Origin of the sequence: Streptomyces sp. SJL17-4, from assembly GCF_036826855.1 — a bacterium.
In the GTDB taxonomy this organism is placed as follows: Bacteria; Actinomycetota; Actinomycetes; order Streptomycetales; family Streptomycetaceae; genus Streptomyces.
In genome coordinates this window covers 2000582-2014893 of the sequence record NZ_CP104578.1, presented here as the reverse complement: position 1 = coordinate 2014893, position 14312 = coordinate 2000582, and the positions used below count along the sequence as shown (strand labels likewise).

Below are 14312 nucleotides of genomic sequence, written 5' to 3'. Positions count from 1 at the left end.
ATGGGATTCCACGTCGATTCCGAGACCGGGCGGCTGCGCCGCGTCATCCTGCACCGGCCCGATCTGGAGCTGAAGCGGCTCACCCCGACCAACAAGGACGCCCTGCTCTTCGACGACGTGCTCTGGGTGCGCAGGGCCCGGCAGGAGCACGACGGCTTCGCGGACGTGCTGCGCGACCGGGGCGTGGAGGTGCACCTCTTCGGGGACCTCCTCGGCGAGGCCCTCGACGTGCCCACCGCACGCGCGCTGGTGCTCGACCGGGTCTTCGACGAGAAGGAGTACGGTCCGCTCGCCGCCGACCACCTCCGGTCCGCGTTCGACTCGCTGGACTCCGCCGCGCTGACCGAGGCGCTCGTCGGCGGGATGACGAAGCGGGAGTTCCTGGCGGCACACCGGGAGCCGACCTCGGTCCGTTTCCACGCCATGGACCTGGACGACTTCCTCCTCGGCCCGCTGCCGAACCACCTCTTCACCCGGGACACCTCGGCCTGGATCTACGACGGCGTCTCGATCAACGCGATGCGCTGGCCGGCCCGACAGCGCGAGACCGTCCACTTCGAGGCGATCTACAAGCACCATCCCCTCTTCACGGGGGCCGAGGCGGGCGCCTTCCATCACTGGTCGGAGGGGCAGGCCGACTACCCGTCGACGATCGAGGGCGGAGACGTGCTCGTCATCGGCAACGGCGCCGTGCTCATCGGGATGAGCGAGCGGACGACGCCGCAGGCGGTGGAGATGCTGGCCCGCGGCATGTTCGCGGCGGGTTCGGCGCGCACGATCATCGCGCTCGACATGCCGAAGCGGCGCGCGTTCATGCACCTGGACACGGTGATGACGATGGTCGACCAGGACACGTTCACGCAGTACGCCGGGCTCGGGATGCTCCGCTCGTACACGATCGAACCGGGCGACGCGGGCCAGGCCCTGCGGGTGACAGACCATCCGCCGGAGCAGATGCACAGCGCCATCGCCGCGGCTCTCGGGCTCCAGGACATCCGGGTGCTGACGGCCACGCAGGACGTGCACGCGGCCGAGCGCGAGCAGTGGGACGACGGCTGCAACGTGCTGGCCGTGGAGCCGGGGGTGGTCGTCGCGTACGAGCGGAACGTCACCACCAACACCCACCTGCGGAAGCAGGGCATCGAGGTGATCGAGATCCCCGGCAGCGAGCTGGGCCGGGGGAGGGGCGGCCCGCGGTGCATGAGCTGCCCGGTGGAGCGGGACGCCGCCTGAGAGGGCCGGGGGCAGGGGCTGTATATAAATGTTGAAGTGTGTATACACTTCCAGGGTCCCTGATCGTCGTCCCCGATCGTCGTCGCCGATCGCCGACCCCTGATCGCCGATCGCCGACCCCGATCGCCGACCCCTCGACCGTACCCATAGGAGCGCGTCCCATGGCCACAGACCTCATCGGCCGCCACTTCCTCAAGGAGCTGGACTTCACCGCCGAGGAGTTCCGCGGCCTGATCGCGCTCTCCGCCGACCTCAAGGCCGCCAAGAAGGCCGGCGCCGAGGTCCAGCGGCTGCGCGGCCGGAACATCGCGCTGATCTTCGAGAAGACCTCCACCCGCACCCGCTGCGCCTTCGAGGTCGCCGCCGCCGACCAGGGGGCCACGACCACCTACCTGGACCCGTCCGGCTCCCAGATGGGCCACAAGGAGTCGGTCAAGGACACCGCGCGCGTCCTCGGCAGGATGTTCGACGGCATCGAGTACCGGGGTGACGGTCAGGACGTCGTCGAGGAACTCGGCGCCTTCGCCGGCGTCCCCGTCTTCAACGGGCTCACCGACGACTGGCACCCCACCCAGATGCTCGCCGACGTGCTCACCATGACCGAGCACACGGACAAGTCGCTGGACGCGATCGTCTTCGCCTACCTCGGCGACGCCCGCTTCAACATGGGCAACTCCTACCTGGTCACCGGTGCCCTGCTCGGCATGGACGTCCGGATCGTCGCCCCGCGCGCGTACTGGCCGTCCGAGGACGTCGTCGCCGCCGCCCGCAAGCTCGCCGAGACCAGTGGGGCCACGGTCACCCTCACCGAGGACGTGGCCGAGGGGGTCAGGGGTGCCGACTTCGTGGCCACCGACGTCTGGGTCTCCATGGGCGAGCCCAAGCAGGTCTGGGACGAGCGGATCGCCGCCCTCGCCCCGTACTCCGTGACGATGGACGTGCTGCGCGCCACCGGGAACCCGGACGTCAAGTTCCTGCACTGCCTGCCGGCCTTCCACGACCTGGGTACGGCCATCGGGCGGGACATCCACGCCCGGCACGGCCTCACCGAGCTGGAGGTCTCCGACGAGGTCTTCGAGTCGGCGCACTCGGTCGTCTTCGACGAGGCGGAGAACCGGATGCACACGATCAAGGCGGTCCTGGTCGCGACGATGGCCGGCGGCCCGCTTCCCGAGGTGACCCCCACGGAGATCCCCACGGAGATCCCCACGGCGATCCCCACGGCGATCCCGAAGGAATAGCTTTACGCCCGATTGGGTGAATATGCGTGGTGCGGTTTACGATCGCACCCTTACAGGGGGTTCGGGCGTGCATGCCCGAACCCCCTGACGCGTGCCCATGAGAGATGAGAACCACCGCATGACCCCGTCCGCCTCGCGGATCAAGACCCCGCAGCAGCTCCTCGCCGAATCCGGCGCCGACCTCGAAGGCCACGGCCTCAAGCGCACCATGGGCCTCTTCCAGCTCGTGTGCTTCGGAGTCGGCGCGATCGTCGGCACCGGCATCTTCGTCGGTCTCTCCGACAGCGTCGCCGAGGCGGGTCCCGCGGTGGTGATCTCCTTCGTCCTCGCCGCGATCACCTGCATCTTCACCGCCTTCTCCTTCGCGGAGCTGGGCGGCGCGATCCCGGTCTCGGGCTCCTCGTACTCCTTCGCGTACGCGAGCCTCGGCGAGCGGGCCGCCTTCCTCGTCGGCTGGTGCCTGCTCCTGGAGTACGGCGTCTCGGTCTCCGCGGTCGCCGTCGGCTGGAGCCAGTACCTCAACGAACTGCTTGAGAGCCTCACCGGCTGGCAGCTGCCTGCCGCGCTCTCCGCCGGGCCCGGCGACGGCGGGGTCGTCAACGTGCCGGCCGTGGTCGTGATCGCGCTCGCCGCCACCCTGCTGGTGCGGGGGGTCCGGGAGAGCGCGGGGGCGACCGCCGCCATGGCGATCCTCAAGATCGGGATCCTGATCGTCTTCTGCGCGATCGGTTTCTCGGCCTTCCGGGCCGGCCACCTCTCGCCGTTCGCCGAGCACGGCATGAGCGGGATCACCGCAGGAGCCTCGGTGGCCTTCTTCTCGTACATCGGCTTCGACGCGATCACCACGGCCGGCGAGGAGGTCAGGAATCCGCGGCGGAACATCCCGATCGCGATCCTCATCTGCATCGGGCTCGTCACGCTGCTCTACTGCGCCGTCGCGCTCTCCGCGATCGGGGCCCTCGGCGCCGACGCCGTGGCCGATCGGCCGGCCGCGCTCTCGCTGGTCGTCGACCAGGTCACCGGATCGTCGGTCGGCGGCGGGATCATCGCGTTCGGCGCGGTCGTCGCCATCGCGTCCGTCGTCCTCGCGGTGATGTACGGGCAGACCCGCGTCCTGATGTCGATGTCCCGCGACGGTCTCGTGCCCCGGGTCTTCGAGCGGGTCTCGCCGAAGTCCGCCACTCCGGTGGCCAACACATGGATCGTGGCCGCGGTCTTCGCCGTACCGGCGGCGTTCGCCTCGCTCGACGTGGTCGTCGACCTGACCACCATCGGCACGCTCGCCGTCATGGCGGTCGTCAACCTCGCGGTGATGGTGCTGCGGCGCCGGAATCCGGAGCTGCCGCGCTCGTTCCGGGTGCCGCTCTTCCCCCTGAGCCCGATCCTCGGCATCGGGTTCTGTCTCTACCTGATCTGGGGCACGGGCTGGACGACCTGGCTGCAGTTCGCCGGATTCCTGGTCGTCGGGACGCTGGTGTACGCCGTCTACGGGCGCCGCCACTCGCGCCTGGTCACGGCTCCGAGCGAGGACGCTGCGCCGGTATCCCCGGCAGCGTGAACCAGACCGCCTTGCCCTGCGCGGTGGGGCGGTGTCCGCAGTCGCTGCTGAGGGCCCGGATGAGGAGCAGGCCCCGGCCGTGCTCCTGCCAGGGGTCCACCTCGCCCGGCTCGGGGCAGACGAGCTCGCCCGGACGGGCGGGTTCGGAGTCGTGGACCTCGATCTGACAGCCGCCGGGAGTGGCGAGCAGCTCGACGACCAGCTCGATGGGACCGAGGCCGGCGGTGTGCTCGACGGCGTTGGCGACGAGCTCGGCGGTGAGCAGCTCCGCCGTGTCGCTGTCGGGGCGGCCGGCGGTCGCGGGGGCGAGGTCGGTGAGGGCGGTACGGATCAGGGCGCGGGCGATCGGCACGGCGGCGGTCGTGTGGGGCAGCCGGATGCGCCAGGAGGCGGCGGGTCCGGTGGGGCCGCGGGCCTCGGTCGGTCCGGTGGCCGGTCCGGTGGCTTCGGTCGGTCCGCTGGCTTCGGGCATGGGCAGGCTCCCTTCACCGAGTGGGGGGGTGGGCGAGTGGGGTGGAGGCATCCCGAGACGTCCTGGTTTCAACCTTACGAGGTGCAAATTCTTTTTCCAGAGGCGCCCCTCCCTGATCGCCAGGGCCTTCGGTCATGTGTGGCCGGGGGCTTTGGGTGGCGCGCCTTCATCCCTCCTTTATCGCGCACTCGTGACGATGGTCACAGGAGAGTGATACCCTCCGAACGGAGGAAGGAGGCCGTTCCGGATGAGCCCCTTTATCGGCTCCACGCCCCGCACGGCACGCTGGCAGCACCTGCGCCTCGACATCGACCGGGGCGTCGCCACCGTGACGCTCGCGCGCCCCGCGAAACTCAACGCCCTCACCTTCGGCGCCTACGCCGACCTGCGTGACCTCCTCGCCGAGCTCTCCCGCGAGCGGTCCGTCCGCGCGCTCGTCCTCGACGGCGAGGGCCGCGGCTTCTGCTCCGGCGGCGACGTCGACGAGATCATCGGCGCCACGCTCGCGCTCGACACCGCCCAGCTCCTCGACTTCAACCGGATGACCGGGCAGGTCGTCAGGGCCCTGCGCGAGTGCCCCTTCCCGGTCGTCGCAGCCCTCCACGGCGTCGCGGCGGGCGCCGGGGCCGTCCTCGCCCTCGCCGCCGACTTCCGGATCGCCGACCCCACCACCCGCTTCGCCTTCCTCTTCACCCGGGTCGGACTCTCCGGCGGCGACATGGGCGCGGCGTATCTGCTGCCCCGGGTCGTCGGCCTCGGCCACGCCACCCGGCTCCTCATGCTGGGCGAGCCCGTCCTGGCCCCCGAGGCCGAGCGCATCGGCCTCCTCTCCGAGCTCACCGAGGAGGGCGGGGCGGGGGAGCGGGCCGCGGAGCTCGCCCGCCACCTCGCCGACGGCCCGGCGCTGGCCCTCGCCCAGACCAAGGCGCTGCTCACCGCCGAGCTCGACATGCCACTCGCCGCCTCGATCGAACTGGACGCGGCCACCCAGGCCCTCCTGATGAACGGCGAGGACTACGCCGAATTCCACGCCGCCTTCACGGAAAAACGCCCCCCGAAATGGCGAGGGCACTGACGATGCCACCCCCCGCCCTCACCCGTATCGCCGTCGTCGGCGGTGGGCCCGGTGGGCTCTACGCCGCCGCACTCCTCAAGCGGCTCGACCCCGCCCGGGACGTCACCGTCTGGGAGCGGAACGCCCCCTCCGACACCTTCGGCTTCGGCGTCGTCCTCTCCGACGAGACCCTCGGCGGCATCCGGGACGCCGATCCCGTCGTCTACGAGGCGCTCGGCCGCGACATGGTCCGCTGGGACGACGTCGACGTCGTCCACCGGGGCCACCGCACCACCTCCACCGGCCACGGCTTCGCCGCCCTCGGCCGCCGCCGGCTCCTGGAGATCCTGCACGCCCGCTGCACCGACCTGGGCGTACGGCTCCGCTTCCGCACCGAGGCCCCGCCCGCCGACGTCCTCGCCGCCGGCCACGACCTGGTCGTCGCCGCCGACGGTGTCCACAGCCGCACCCGCGAGGCCCACGCCGCCCACTTCCGCCCCCGGATCACCACCCACCGCTGCCGCTACATCTGGCTCGCCGCGGACTTCGCCTTCGACGCCTTCCGCTTCGAGACCGCCGAGACCGAGTACGGCGTGATGCAGCTGCACGCCTATCCCTACGAGGCCGGCGCCTCCACCGCCATCGTCGAGATGCGCGAGGAGGTCTGGCGGGCCGCCGGGTTCGACGAGCTCGACGAGGCGGAGTCCACCGTCCGCTGCGCGAAGATCTTCGCCGAGGCGCTCGGCGGCCGGGAGCTGCGCTCCCACCGCTCCGCCTGGACCGCCTTCCGTACGGTCGTCAACGAGCGCTGGTCGTACGGCAACACCGTGCTCATCGGCGACGCCGCCCACACCGCCCACTTCTCCATCGGCTCCGGCACCAAACTGGCCGTCGAGGACGCCCTGGCCCTGGCCCACAGCCTCCGCGACCACCCCGTCCCCGCCGAGGCCCTCGCCGCCTACGAGGCCGAGCGCCGTCCCGTCGTCGAGTCCACCCAGCGCGCGGCCACCGCCAGCCTCCAGTGGTTCGAGGAGCTCGCGGGCCACGTCGACCGGCCGCCCCGCCGGTTCGCCTTCGACCTGCTCACCCGCAGCCGCCGCGTCACCCACGCCAACCTGCGGCTCCGCGACCCGGCCTTCACCACCGCCGTCGAACGCGACTTCGACTGCCCGCCCGGCACCCCGCCGATGTTCACGCCCTTCCGGCTCCGCGGACTGACCCTGCGCAACCGGATCGTCGTCTCCCCGATGGACATGTACGTCGCCGAGGACGGCGTCCCCGGCGACTTCCACCTCGTCCACCTGGGGGCGAGGGCCCTCGGCGGCCCCGGACTCGTCATGACCGAGATGGTCTGCGTGAGCCCGGAAGGCCGGATCACCCCCGGCTGCACCGGTCTGTGGACCGACCGACAGGCCACCGCCTGGAGCCGGATCACGGCCTTCGTCCACAGCCGGGCACCCGGCACCGCGATCGGCGTCCAGCTCGGCCACTCCGGCCGCAAGGGCTCCACCCGGCGCATGTGGGAGGGCATCGACCAGCCCCTGCCCGACGGCAACTGGCCGCTCGTCGCCGCCTCGCCCCTCCCGTACCGGCCCGGCGTCAACCAGACCCCGAGTGCCCTGGACCGCGCCGGACTCACCGCCGTCCGCGAGGAGTTCACCGCCGCCGCCCGCCGCGCCGCGCACGCCGGCTTCGACCTCCTCGAACTGCACTGCGCCCACGGCTACCTGCTCTCCGGCTTCCTCTCCCCGCTCACCAACCACCGCACCGACGGCTACGGCGGTGATCTGGCCGCCCGGCTCCGCTACCCGCTCGAAGTCTTCGACGCCGTACGGGAGGTGTGGCCCGAGGACCGCCCCATGACCGTCCGCGTCTCGGCCACCGACTGGGCCGAGGGCGGGACGACCGACGAGGAAGCGGTCGCGATCGCCGCCGCCTTCGCGGAGCACGGCGCGGACGCGATCGACGTCTCCACCGGCCAGGTCGTCCCCGACGAGACCCCCGCCTACGGCCGCTCGTACCAGACCCCGTACGCCGACCGGATCCGCAACGCCGCCGGCGTCCCCGTGATCGCGGTCGGCGCGATCTCCTCGTGGGACGACGTCAACTCCCTGCTCCTGGCCGGCCGCGCCGACCTGTGCGCACTCGCCCGACCGCACCTCTACGACCCGAACTGGACCCTGCACGCGGCCGCCGAACAGGGCTACGAGGGCCCGGCGGCCCCCTGGCCCGCCCCGTACCGCGCGGGCAACCGGCCGCCTCCGACCGGCCGCCGGGGCTGAGCCGCGCCCCGAGGCCCGTGGACGCCCGTGTATGCGGGGGCGACGCGCGAGCATGGTCCACGGCGCACCCCCTGCTCTTGAGTGGGGACATGACAGAGCAGCGGGGTGGGAAGGGCGCCGGGGCGGTCCTCGGCGCGGCGACGGTGGCGACCGGACCGGTCGCGGGGGTGTGGTTCGCGTACGGGTGCTCGGTGATGCCGGCACTGGCCCGCAGCGACGACCAGGTCTACGTCGACGCCTGCCTGCTCCGGGCCCTGGCGGCACGGACCCGGCCCCAGGGCTAATCCCCGGACCCGGACCCTGCCCCGGCCCCGGACACGTACGGGCGGACGAACTCCGCGCCCCGGTCCCGCAGCAGCTCGTGCAGGGCCGCGAAGACCTCCGCCGAGCGTCGGCCCGGCCAGTCGTCGGGCAGCAGCTCGGCCGGGAGCACCGGGTCCGCGTACGGCAGACGGCGCCAGGAGTCCAGGGCGAGCAGGTAGTCCCGATAGGCCTTCTCGGCGCCCGCCGGTGTCTCCGCGCTCGACAAGACCTCCGCGCCCGCCGGTGTCTCCGCGCTCGACAAAACCTCCGCGCCCGCCGACGCCTCCCCGCCCGCCATGGCCGTCCGCCAGGCCCGCAGCACCGGTTCGTGGGCCGCCAGGAACTCCTCGTGGAGCCGGGCGATGGCCGGCAGGTCCCACCAGCGGGCCACCGCCCCGGCCGTCGCCGCGTACCCCAGGTGGTCGCCCCGGAAGAGGTCCACGTACGGGGAGAGCTCCAGGCGCTCCAGGGCGTTCCGGGTCTCCTCGTAGAGCCGCGCGGGTGCGATCCAGACGCCGGGCGCCGCCGAGCCGAAGCCCAGACGGGCGAGCCGGGAGCGCAGCAGGTGCCGCTTGTGCCGCTCGGCCTCGGGCACAGAGAAGACCGCCAGGACCCAGCCCTCGGAGAGCTTGGGTTCGGTACGGGCGTAGATCCGGCGGTCGCCGTCGTCCAGCAGCCTGCGGGCGTCGTCCGAGAGGGCGTACCCGGCGGACCCGTCGGCCGTCCGGCCCGGCAGCAGCAGTCCCCGCCGCTTCAGCCGCGACACCGAGGAGCGCACCGAGGGCGCGTCCACGCCGAGGACGGCGAGCAGCCGGATGAGCGCGGCCACCGGCATCGGCGCCCCGTCGGGCGCACGGCCGTACGCGCCGTAGAGGGAGACGATCAGGGATCGGGGGGTGTGCTGCTCGGCCACGTGATCACTTTAGAGGGTGGTGCGCTGGTCGGGCCGGGTCGGGCGGGGCCGGGCGGGGGAGTCCGGGAGGGCCGGCCGGGGCGGGTCGGCCGTCACGCCGGCTCGCGCAGCCGGAAGCGCTGGAGCTTTCCCGTGGGGGTGCGCGGCAGCGCGTCCAGGAAGACGATCTCGCGGGGCGACTTGTACGGGGCGAGCCGGGCGCGGACGAAGGCCCGCAGCGCGGCGGCGGTGCCCGCGTCGCGCGGCACCCCGTCCCGTACCACGGTGTAGGCGACGACGACCTGCCCGCGCAGCTCGTCGGCGCGGCCCACGACCGCCGTCTCCACCACGTCCGGGTGGTCGAGGAGGACCTCCTCGACCTGGGGTCCCGCGATGTTGTACCCGGCCGAGATGATCATGTCGTCGGCGCGTGAGACGTAGCGGAAGTAGCCGTCGGGCTCGCGGACGTACGTGTCGCCCGTGACGTTCCAGCCCTCCCGTACGTACTCCGCCTGGCGGGGATCGGCCAGATAGCGGCAGCCGACCGGGCCGCGCACCGCGAGCAGCCCCTCCTCGCCGTCCGGGACGTCCTTGCCCTCGTGGTCGACGATCCTGGCCTGCCAGCCGGGCACGGGGCGGCCCGTGGTGCCGGGGCGGATGTCGCCGTCGGCGGCGGAGATGAAGATGTGCAGGAGTTCGGTGGCCCCGATGCCGTTGATCAGACGGAGGCCGGTGCGCGCGTACCAGGCCTTCCAGGTCGCTTCCGGCAGGTTCTCCCCGGCCGAGACACAGCGCCGCAGGGAGCTCAGATCGGGGGCCGTGCCCTGGGCGAGTTCGTCGAGCATGACCCGGTAGGCCGTCGGGGCGGTGAAGAGCACCGAGACCCGGTGCCGCTCGATCGCGGCGAGCAGCTGCTTGGGTCCGGCCTGTTCGAGGAGGACCGCGCTCGCCCCGGCCCGCAGGGGGAAGACGACGAGCCCGCCGAGGCCGAACGTGAAGGCGAGCGGCGGCGAACCGGCGAAGACGTCGTCGGGCAGCGGGCGCAGGACGTGCGCGGAGAAGGTGTCGGCGACGGCCAGGACGTCCCGGTGGAAGTGGACACAGCCCTTGGGCCGCCCGGTCGTGCCGGAGGTGAAGGCGATGAGGGCCACGTCGTCGGCGGCCGTCTCCACCGCCGCGTACGGGCCGGGGCGGCGGGCCGCGAGGGCGAGCAGGTCGTCCGGGCCCTCCCCGCCGAAGGGGGTGATGCGGAGTCCCGGGATGCGGGCCGCGAGGAGCTCGTCGAGGCTGTTCGTGTCGCAGAGGGCGTGGGTACAGCGGGCGGCGTCGGCCATCGTGGCCAGTTCGGGGGCGCGCTGCTGGGCCAGGACGGTGACGGCGACCGCGCCGGCCTTCATCACGGCGAGCCAGCAGGCGGCGAGCCAGGGGGTGGTGGGGCCGCGGAGGAGGACCCGGTTGCCGGGCCGGACCCGCAGGTCGGAGGTGAGGACATGGGCGATGCGGTCGACCCGGTCCTGGAGCTCGCCGTAGGTCCAGACACCGCCGTCGCCGTCGTGGAAGGCGGGCCGTTCGGCGCCGAATCGTTCCGCCGTACGGTCGAGGAGTTCGGCGCCGCAGTTGAGCCGGTCGGGGTACGCCAGCTCGGGGAGGTCGAAGAGGAGACGCGGCCAGCGATCCGGCGGAGGCAGCCGGTCACGGGCGAAGGTGTCGAGGTGGGCCGAGGGTGTCAGCTCCATGAGTCCGTCCCCCTGTCGTGGTGGGGTCGCCGGTCGCCCCACGAGCGTATCGTGTTGGTGACGGCAGTCAACGGTTCGCGACAAGGGTGCTTCCGGGCGCCCGGACGAAGACATCGGACGGCGCGCGGACGCCATGCGGCAGCGGCGCAGGTACGCCGACGCCGTACGGCGCAGGCACGCACGTGCCGGGCGGCACAGGGACGCCGCCCGGTGCGGGGACGAAGACGCCAGAGGGCGTCAGAGAGGGCCCACATGCCCGCATTCTCGCTCGATCCGGCACAGACCACCTGGTGTGCGGAGCTCCGCACCCTCGCCGCCGAACGCCTGAAGCCCCTCGCCGACAAGGGCGAACCGGGCCGGGTCAACCGCCCCCTGGTGGCCGCCCTCGGCGAGCTCGGCCTCCTCGCCCGGCTCTTCGACGCGGGCGCCCTCGAACTCTGCCTCCTGCGCGAATCCCTCGCCCGGACCTGCACCGAGGCCGAGACCGCCCTCGCCCTCCAGGGCCTCGGCACCCACCCCGTCGCCGCCTTCGGCACCCCCGCCCAGCGCGCCCGCTGGCTCCCCGAGGCCACCGCGGGCCGCGCCGTCGCGGCCTTCGCGCTCTCCGAGCCGGGCGCCGGGTCCGACGCCGCCGCGCTGGCCCTGGAGGCCCGCCCCGACGGAGCCGGCGGCTGGCGCCTCCACGGTGAGAAGCGCTGGATCTCCAACGCCCCCGAGGCAGACTTCGCCACCGTCTTCGCCCGCACCACCCCGGACGCCGGAGCCCGCGGCGTCACCGCCTTCCTCGTCCCCGCCGACCGGCCGGGACTCGGCGGCGAGGCCCTCGACATGCTCGCCCCGCACGCCCTCGGCACCCTCACGTTCGACGGCGTCCCCGTCGGCCCCGACGACCTGCTCGGCGAACCCGACCAGGGCTTCCGGGTCGCCATGAACACCCTCAACCTCTTCCGGCCGAGCGTCGGGGCCTTCGCCGTCGGCATGGCCCAGGCCGCCCTGGACGCGGCCCTCGCCCACACCGCCGACCGCCCCGCCTTCGGCGGACAGCTCGCCGACCTCCAGGCCGTCGCGCACCGGATCGCCGAGATGGCCACCCGCACCGAGGCCGCCCGCCTCCTCGTGTACGCGGCGGCCACCGCGTACGACGAGGGAGACCCGGACGTGCCCCGGCGCTCGGCCATGGCGAAACTCCTCGCCACCGAGACCGCGCAGTACGTCGTCGACTCCGCCGTCCAACTCCACGGCGCCCGCGCCCTGCAACGCGGCCACCTCCTCGAACACCTCTACCGCGAGGTACGGGCACCCCGTATCTACGAGGGGGCGACCGAGGTCCAGCGCGCGATCATCGCCAAGGAGCTGTACGCGTCCCACCGACGGTCCCACCCCCGCCAGGAGGAGCCGACCCCATGAGCCGGAAGGAGCCGACCTCATGAGCCGGAAGGAGCCGACCCCATGAGCCAGAAGGAGCCGATCTCGTGAGCCTGCACCGGCACAACCCCGCCGAACTCGCCCCGCCCACCGGCTTCTCGCACGCCGTCACCGCCACCGGCACCCGGCTGGTCTTCCTCGCCGGACAGACCTCCCTCGACAGCGAGGGCGCCGTCGTGGGGGACACTCTGGCCGAGCAGTTCACCACCGCGCTCGGCAATCTGCTCACCGCGCTGCGTCACGCCGGAGGCACTCCCGCCGACCTCGCCCGCGTCACCGTCTACACCACCGACGTCGACGACTACCGCACGCACGCGCCCGAACTCGGCCGGATCTGGCGGCGGTTGGCGGGCCGCGACTACCCGGCGATGGCCGTGATCGGAGTCGTACGGCTCTGGGACGAGCAGGCCCGGGTGGAGCTGGACGGCTTCGCGGTCCTGGACGAACCCGCCCACACTTGATCAATTGGTCACCCGCGTGGGCCGGGCTTAGTGTCGAAAGGTGGACTGACCGGCCCACGGCCCCGTCAGGTGAGGGCGCGATGCGCCATGAACAGCCATGAGTAGAACACCCGAGCCGAAGCTTCCGACGGCGACCGCCCCCCGCGCGAGCGGCACGGACGGCAAGGGCATCGCCCTGTTCGTGATCGCCTCGTGTCAGCTCATGGTGGTCCTCGACATCACCATCGTGAACATCGCGCTCCCCCATATACAGACCGCGCTGGACTTCTCCACCACCAGCCTGTCCTGGGTGGTCAACGCCTACACCCTGACCTTCGGCGGTCTGCTCCTGCTGGGCGGACGCGCCGGTGACATCCTGGGCCGGCGGCGCGTGTTCATCTTCGGCGTGCTGCTCTTCGGACTGGCCTCGCTGTTCTGCGGACTCGCCCAGAGCGAGTGGCAACTCCTCGCGGCCCGCGCCCTCCAGGGCGTCGGCGGCGCGATAGCCTCACCGACCTCGCTCTCCCTCATCACCACGACGTTCGACGAAGGCCCGGAGCGCAACCGGGCCTTCGGCGTCTTCGCGGGCGTCTCGGCCGGCGGCGGAGCGATCGGCCTGGTGGCCGGCGGGATGCTCGTGCAATGGCTCGACTGGCGCTGGATCTTCTTCGTCAACGTCCCGATCGCCGTACTGATCGCCTTCCTGACGCCACGTCATGTCAAGGAGTCGGCGCGGCACCCCGGTCACTTCGACCTCGCCGGCGCGCTGACCTCCACGCTCGGCATGGTGGCGCTGGTGTACGGGTTCATCCGCGCCGCACAGGAAGGCTGGCGCGACCCGTACACGATCGGCTCGTTCTGCGCCGCGGTCGTCCTCCTGGCCGCGTTCATCCTGATCGAGCGGCGCTCCCAGCAGCCCATCACACCGCTGCACATGTTCGCCGACCGCAACCGCTCGGGCACCTACGTCATCATGCTCTGCCTGGCGGCGGCCATCTTCGGGATGTTCTTCTTCCTCACCCTGTTCGTCCAGCAGGTGCTGAGCTTCAGCCCCCTGGCGACCGGCCTCGCGTTCCTGCCGGTCAGCGCGATCATCGGGGTCGGCGCCGGACTCACGTCCAACCTGCTGCCCAGATACGGCCCCAAACCCTTCATGGTGACGGGCTCGGTACTCGCCGCCGCCGGACTGTCCTGGCTGACCCTGACCGATGTGCACTCCACCTATCTGGGCAGCATCCTCGGGCCGATCCTCGTCTTCGGCCTCGGCATGGGCCTGATGTTCGTGTCGCTGACCATCATGGCCCTGTCCAACGTCGAGCAGCGCGAATCGGGCGCCGCGTCCGGTCTCCTCAACGCCATGCAGCAGGTGGGCGGTTCGCTGGGCCTGTCGATCCTGGTGACGGTCTTCGGTACGGCCAGCCGCAACGAGGCCGAGAAGCAGGTACCCGCCTTCCTGTCCCAGGCGGGCCCCCTGGAGAAGGCCCGCTTCGCCGAGACGGGCCAACTCCCGCCCCCCTGGGGCGACCAGGTACTGACCTCCGGCGTCTCCGCGGGCTTCGTCACGGCGGCGATCTTCGCCGTGGTCGGCGCACTGATCGCCCTCTTCGTGATCCAGGTCCGCCCCTCGGACATCGAACGCCTCAAGGGCGGGATGGTGACGCCGCCCGGCTGACGCC

The 14312-nt window shown here is 72.3% G+C and carries 11 protein-coding genes and 1 pseudogene; 9 read left to right on the top strand and 3 right to left on the bottom strand.

The genetic code is table 11. The annotated features are described in order from the left end of the window. The 3 genes and pseudogenes from N5875_RS08875 to N5875_RS08865 all read left to right on the top strand — a co-directional run bounded on the left by N5875_RS08875 (position 1) and on the right by N5875_RS08865 (position 4032). Positions 1 to 1233, top strand: a complete 1233-nt coding sequence (locus N5875_RS08875) for an arginine deiminase (RefSeq protein ID WP_318212125.1) — start codon at positions 1 to 3, stop codon at positions 1231 to 1233. A 161-nt stretch (positions 1234 to 1394) separates the two neighbouring features. Continuing rightward, positions 1395 to 2393 (top strand): annotated as a pseudogene (gene argF / locus N5875_RS08870) (ornithine carbamoyltransferase); the annotation flags it as partial. 199 nt (positions 2394 to 2592) lie between these two features. Continuing rightward, positions 2593 to 4032: an amino acid permease gene (locus tag N5875_RS08865; RefSeq protein ID WP_318212124.1), complete on the top strand. Its 1440-nt coding sequence runs from the start codon at positions 2593 to 2595 to the stop codon at positions 4030 to 4032. Here N5875_RS08865 and N5875_RS08860 read toward each other — a convergent pair. After that, positions 3986 to 4504 (bottom strand): ATP-binding protein, encoded by a 519-nt coding sequence (locus tag N5875_RS08860; RefSeq protein WP_318212123.1) that lies wholly within the window; start codon positions 4502 to 4504, stop codon positions 3986 to 3988. The genes N5875_RS08865 and N5875_RS08860 overlap by 47 nt on opposite strands. Positions 4505 to 4751: 247 nt before the next feature. On the opposite strand from N5875_RS08860, the gene N5875_RS08855 reads away from it, so the two are divergent. The 3 genes from N5875_RS08855 (at position 4752) to N5875_RS08845 (ending at position 8124) form a co-directional block, all read left to right on the top strand. Further along, a complete protein-coding gene (locus tag N5875_RS08855; RefSeq protein WP_318212122.1) occupies positions 4752 to 5579 on the top strand; it encodes an enoyl-CoA hydratase family protein in 828 nt (275 codons plus the stop codon). 2 nt (positions 5580 to 5581) lie between these two features. Further along, positions 5582 to 7840, top strand: a complete 2259-nt coding sequence (locus tag N5875_RS08850) for a bifunctional salicylyl-CoA 5-hydroxylase/oxidoreductase (protein ID WP_318212121.1) — start codon at positions 5582 to 5584, stop codon at positions 7838 to 7840. 89 nt (positions 7841 to 7929) lie between these two features. Then, positions 7930 to 8124 (top strand): hypothetical protein, encoded by a 195-nt coding sequence (locus N5875_RS08845; protein WP_318212120.1) that lies wholly within the window; start codon positions 7930 to 7932, stop codon positions 8122 to 8124. On the opposite strand, the gene N5875_RS08840 is transcribed toward N5875_RS08845, so the two are convergent. Both N5875_RS08840 and N5875_RS08835 read right to left on the bottom strand, forming a co-directional pair. Then, the gene (locus N5875_RS08840) at positions 8121 to 9056 is read right to left on the bottom strand and encodes a PaaX family transcriptional regulator C-terminal domain-containing protein (RefSeq protein WP_338492783.1); all 936 of its coding nucleotides are present in this window, start codon (positions 9054 to 9056) and stop codon (positions 8121 to 8123) included. The genes N5875_RS08845 and N5875_RS08840 overlap by 4 nt on opposite strands. A 92-nt stretch (positions 9057 to 9148) precedes the next feature. Next, positions 9149 to 10771 carry an AMP-binding protein gene (locus N5875_RS08835; protein ID WP_318212118.1) on the bottom strand — a complete coding sequence of 541 codons (1623 nt, stop codon included), beginning with the start codon at positions 10769 to 10771 and terminating at the stop codon, positions 9149 to 9151. Between the two features lie 252 nt (positions 10772 to 11023). On the opposite strand from N5875_RS08835, the gene N5875_RS08830 reads away from it, so the two are divergent. The 3 genes from N5875_RS08830 (at position 11024) to N5875_RS08820 (ending at position 14308) form a co-directional block, all read left to right on the top strand. Further along, on the top strand, positions 11024 to 12178 hold the full coding sequence (locus N5875_RS08830; protein ID WP_338492780.1) for an acyl-CoA dehydrogenase family protein: 1155 nt from the start codon (positions 11024 to 11026) through the stop codon (positions 12176 to 12178). Between the two features lie 65 nt (positions 12179 to 12243). Then, positions 12244 to 12657 (top strand): RidA family protein, encoded by a 414-nt coding sequence (locus N5875_RS08825; RefSeq protein WP_318212116.1) that lies wholly within the window; start codon positions 12244 to 12246, stop codon positions 12655 to 12657. A 97-nt stretch (positions 12658 to 12754) separates the two neighbouring features. After that, positions 12755 to 14308 (top strand): MFS transporter, encoded by a 1554-nt coding sequence (locus N5875_RS08820; RefSeq protein WP_318212115.1) that lies wholly within the window; start codon positions 12755 to 12757, stop codon positions 14306 to 14308. The last annotated feature ends 4 nt before the right edge of the window (positions 14309 to 14312 follow it).

What these genes read in the sequence shown, in the direction of transcription:
- N5875_RS08830 (WP_338492780.1), top strand. Translation starts at nt 11,024, where the DNA reads ATGCCCGCATTCTCGCTCGATCCGGCACAGACCACCTGGTGTGCGGAG.
- N5875_RS08845 (WP_318212120.1), top strand. Translation starts at nt 7,930, where the DNA reads ATGACAGAGCAGCGGGGTGGGAAGGGCGCCGGGGCGGTCCTCGGCGCG.
- N5875_RS08820 (WP_318212115.1), top strand. Translation starts at nt 12,755, where the DNA reads ATGAGTAGAACACCCGAGCCGAAGCTTCCGACGGCGACCGCCCCCCGC.
- N5875_RS08855 (WP_318212122.1), top strand. Translation starts at nt 4,752, where the DNA reads ATGAGCCCCTTTATCGGCTCCACGCCCCGCACGGCACGCTGGCAGCAC.
- N5875_RS08865 (WP_318212124.1), top strand. Translation starts at nt 2,593, where the DNA reads ATGACCCCGTCCGCCTCGCGGATCAAGACCCCGCAGCAGCTCCTCGCC.
- N5875_RS08875 (WP_318212125.1), top strand. Translation starts at nt 1, where the DNA reads ATGGGATTCCACGTCGATTCCGAGACCGGGCGGCTGCGCCGCGTCATC.
- N5875_RS08835 (WP_318212118.1), bottom strand. Translation starts at nt 10,771, where the DNA reads ATGGAGCTGACACCCTCGGCCCACCTCGACACCTTCGCCCGTGACCGG.
- N5875_RS08860 (WP_318212123.1), bottom strand. Translation starts at nt 4,504, where the DNA reads ATGCCCGAAGCCAGCGGACCGACCGAAGCCACCGGACCGGCCACCGGA.
- N5875_RS08850 (WP_318212121.1), top strand. Translation starts at nt 5,582, where the DNA reads ATGCCACCCCCCGCCCTCACCCGTATCGCCGTCGTCGGCGGTGGGCCC.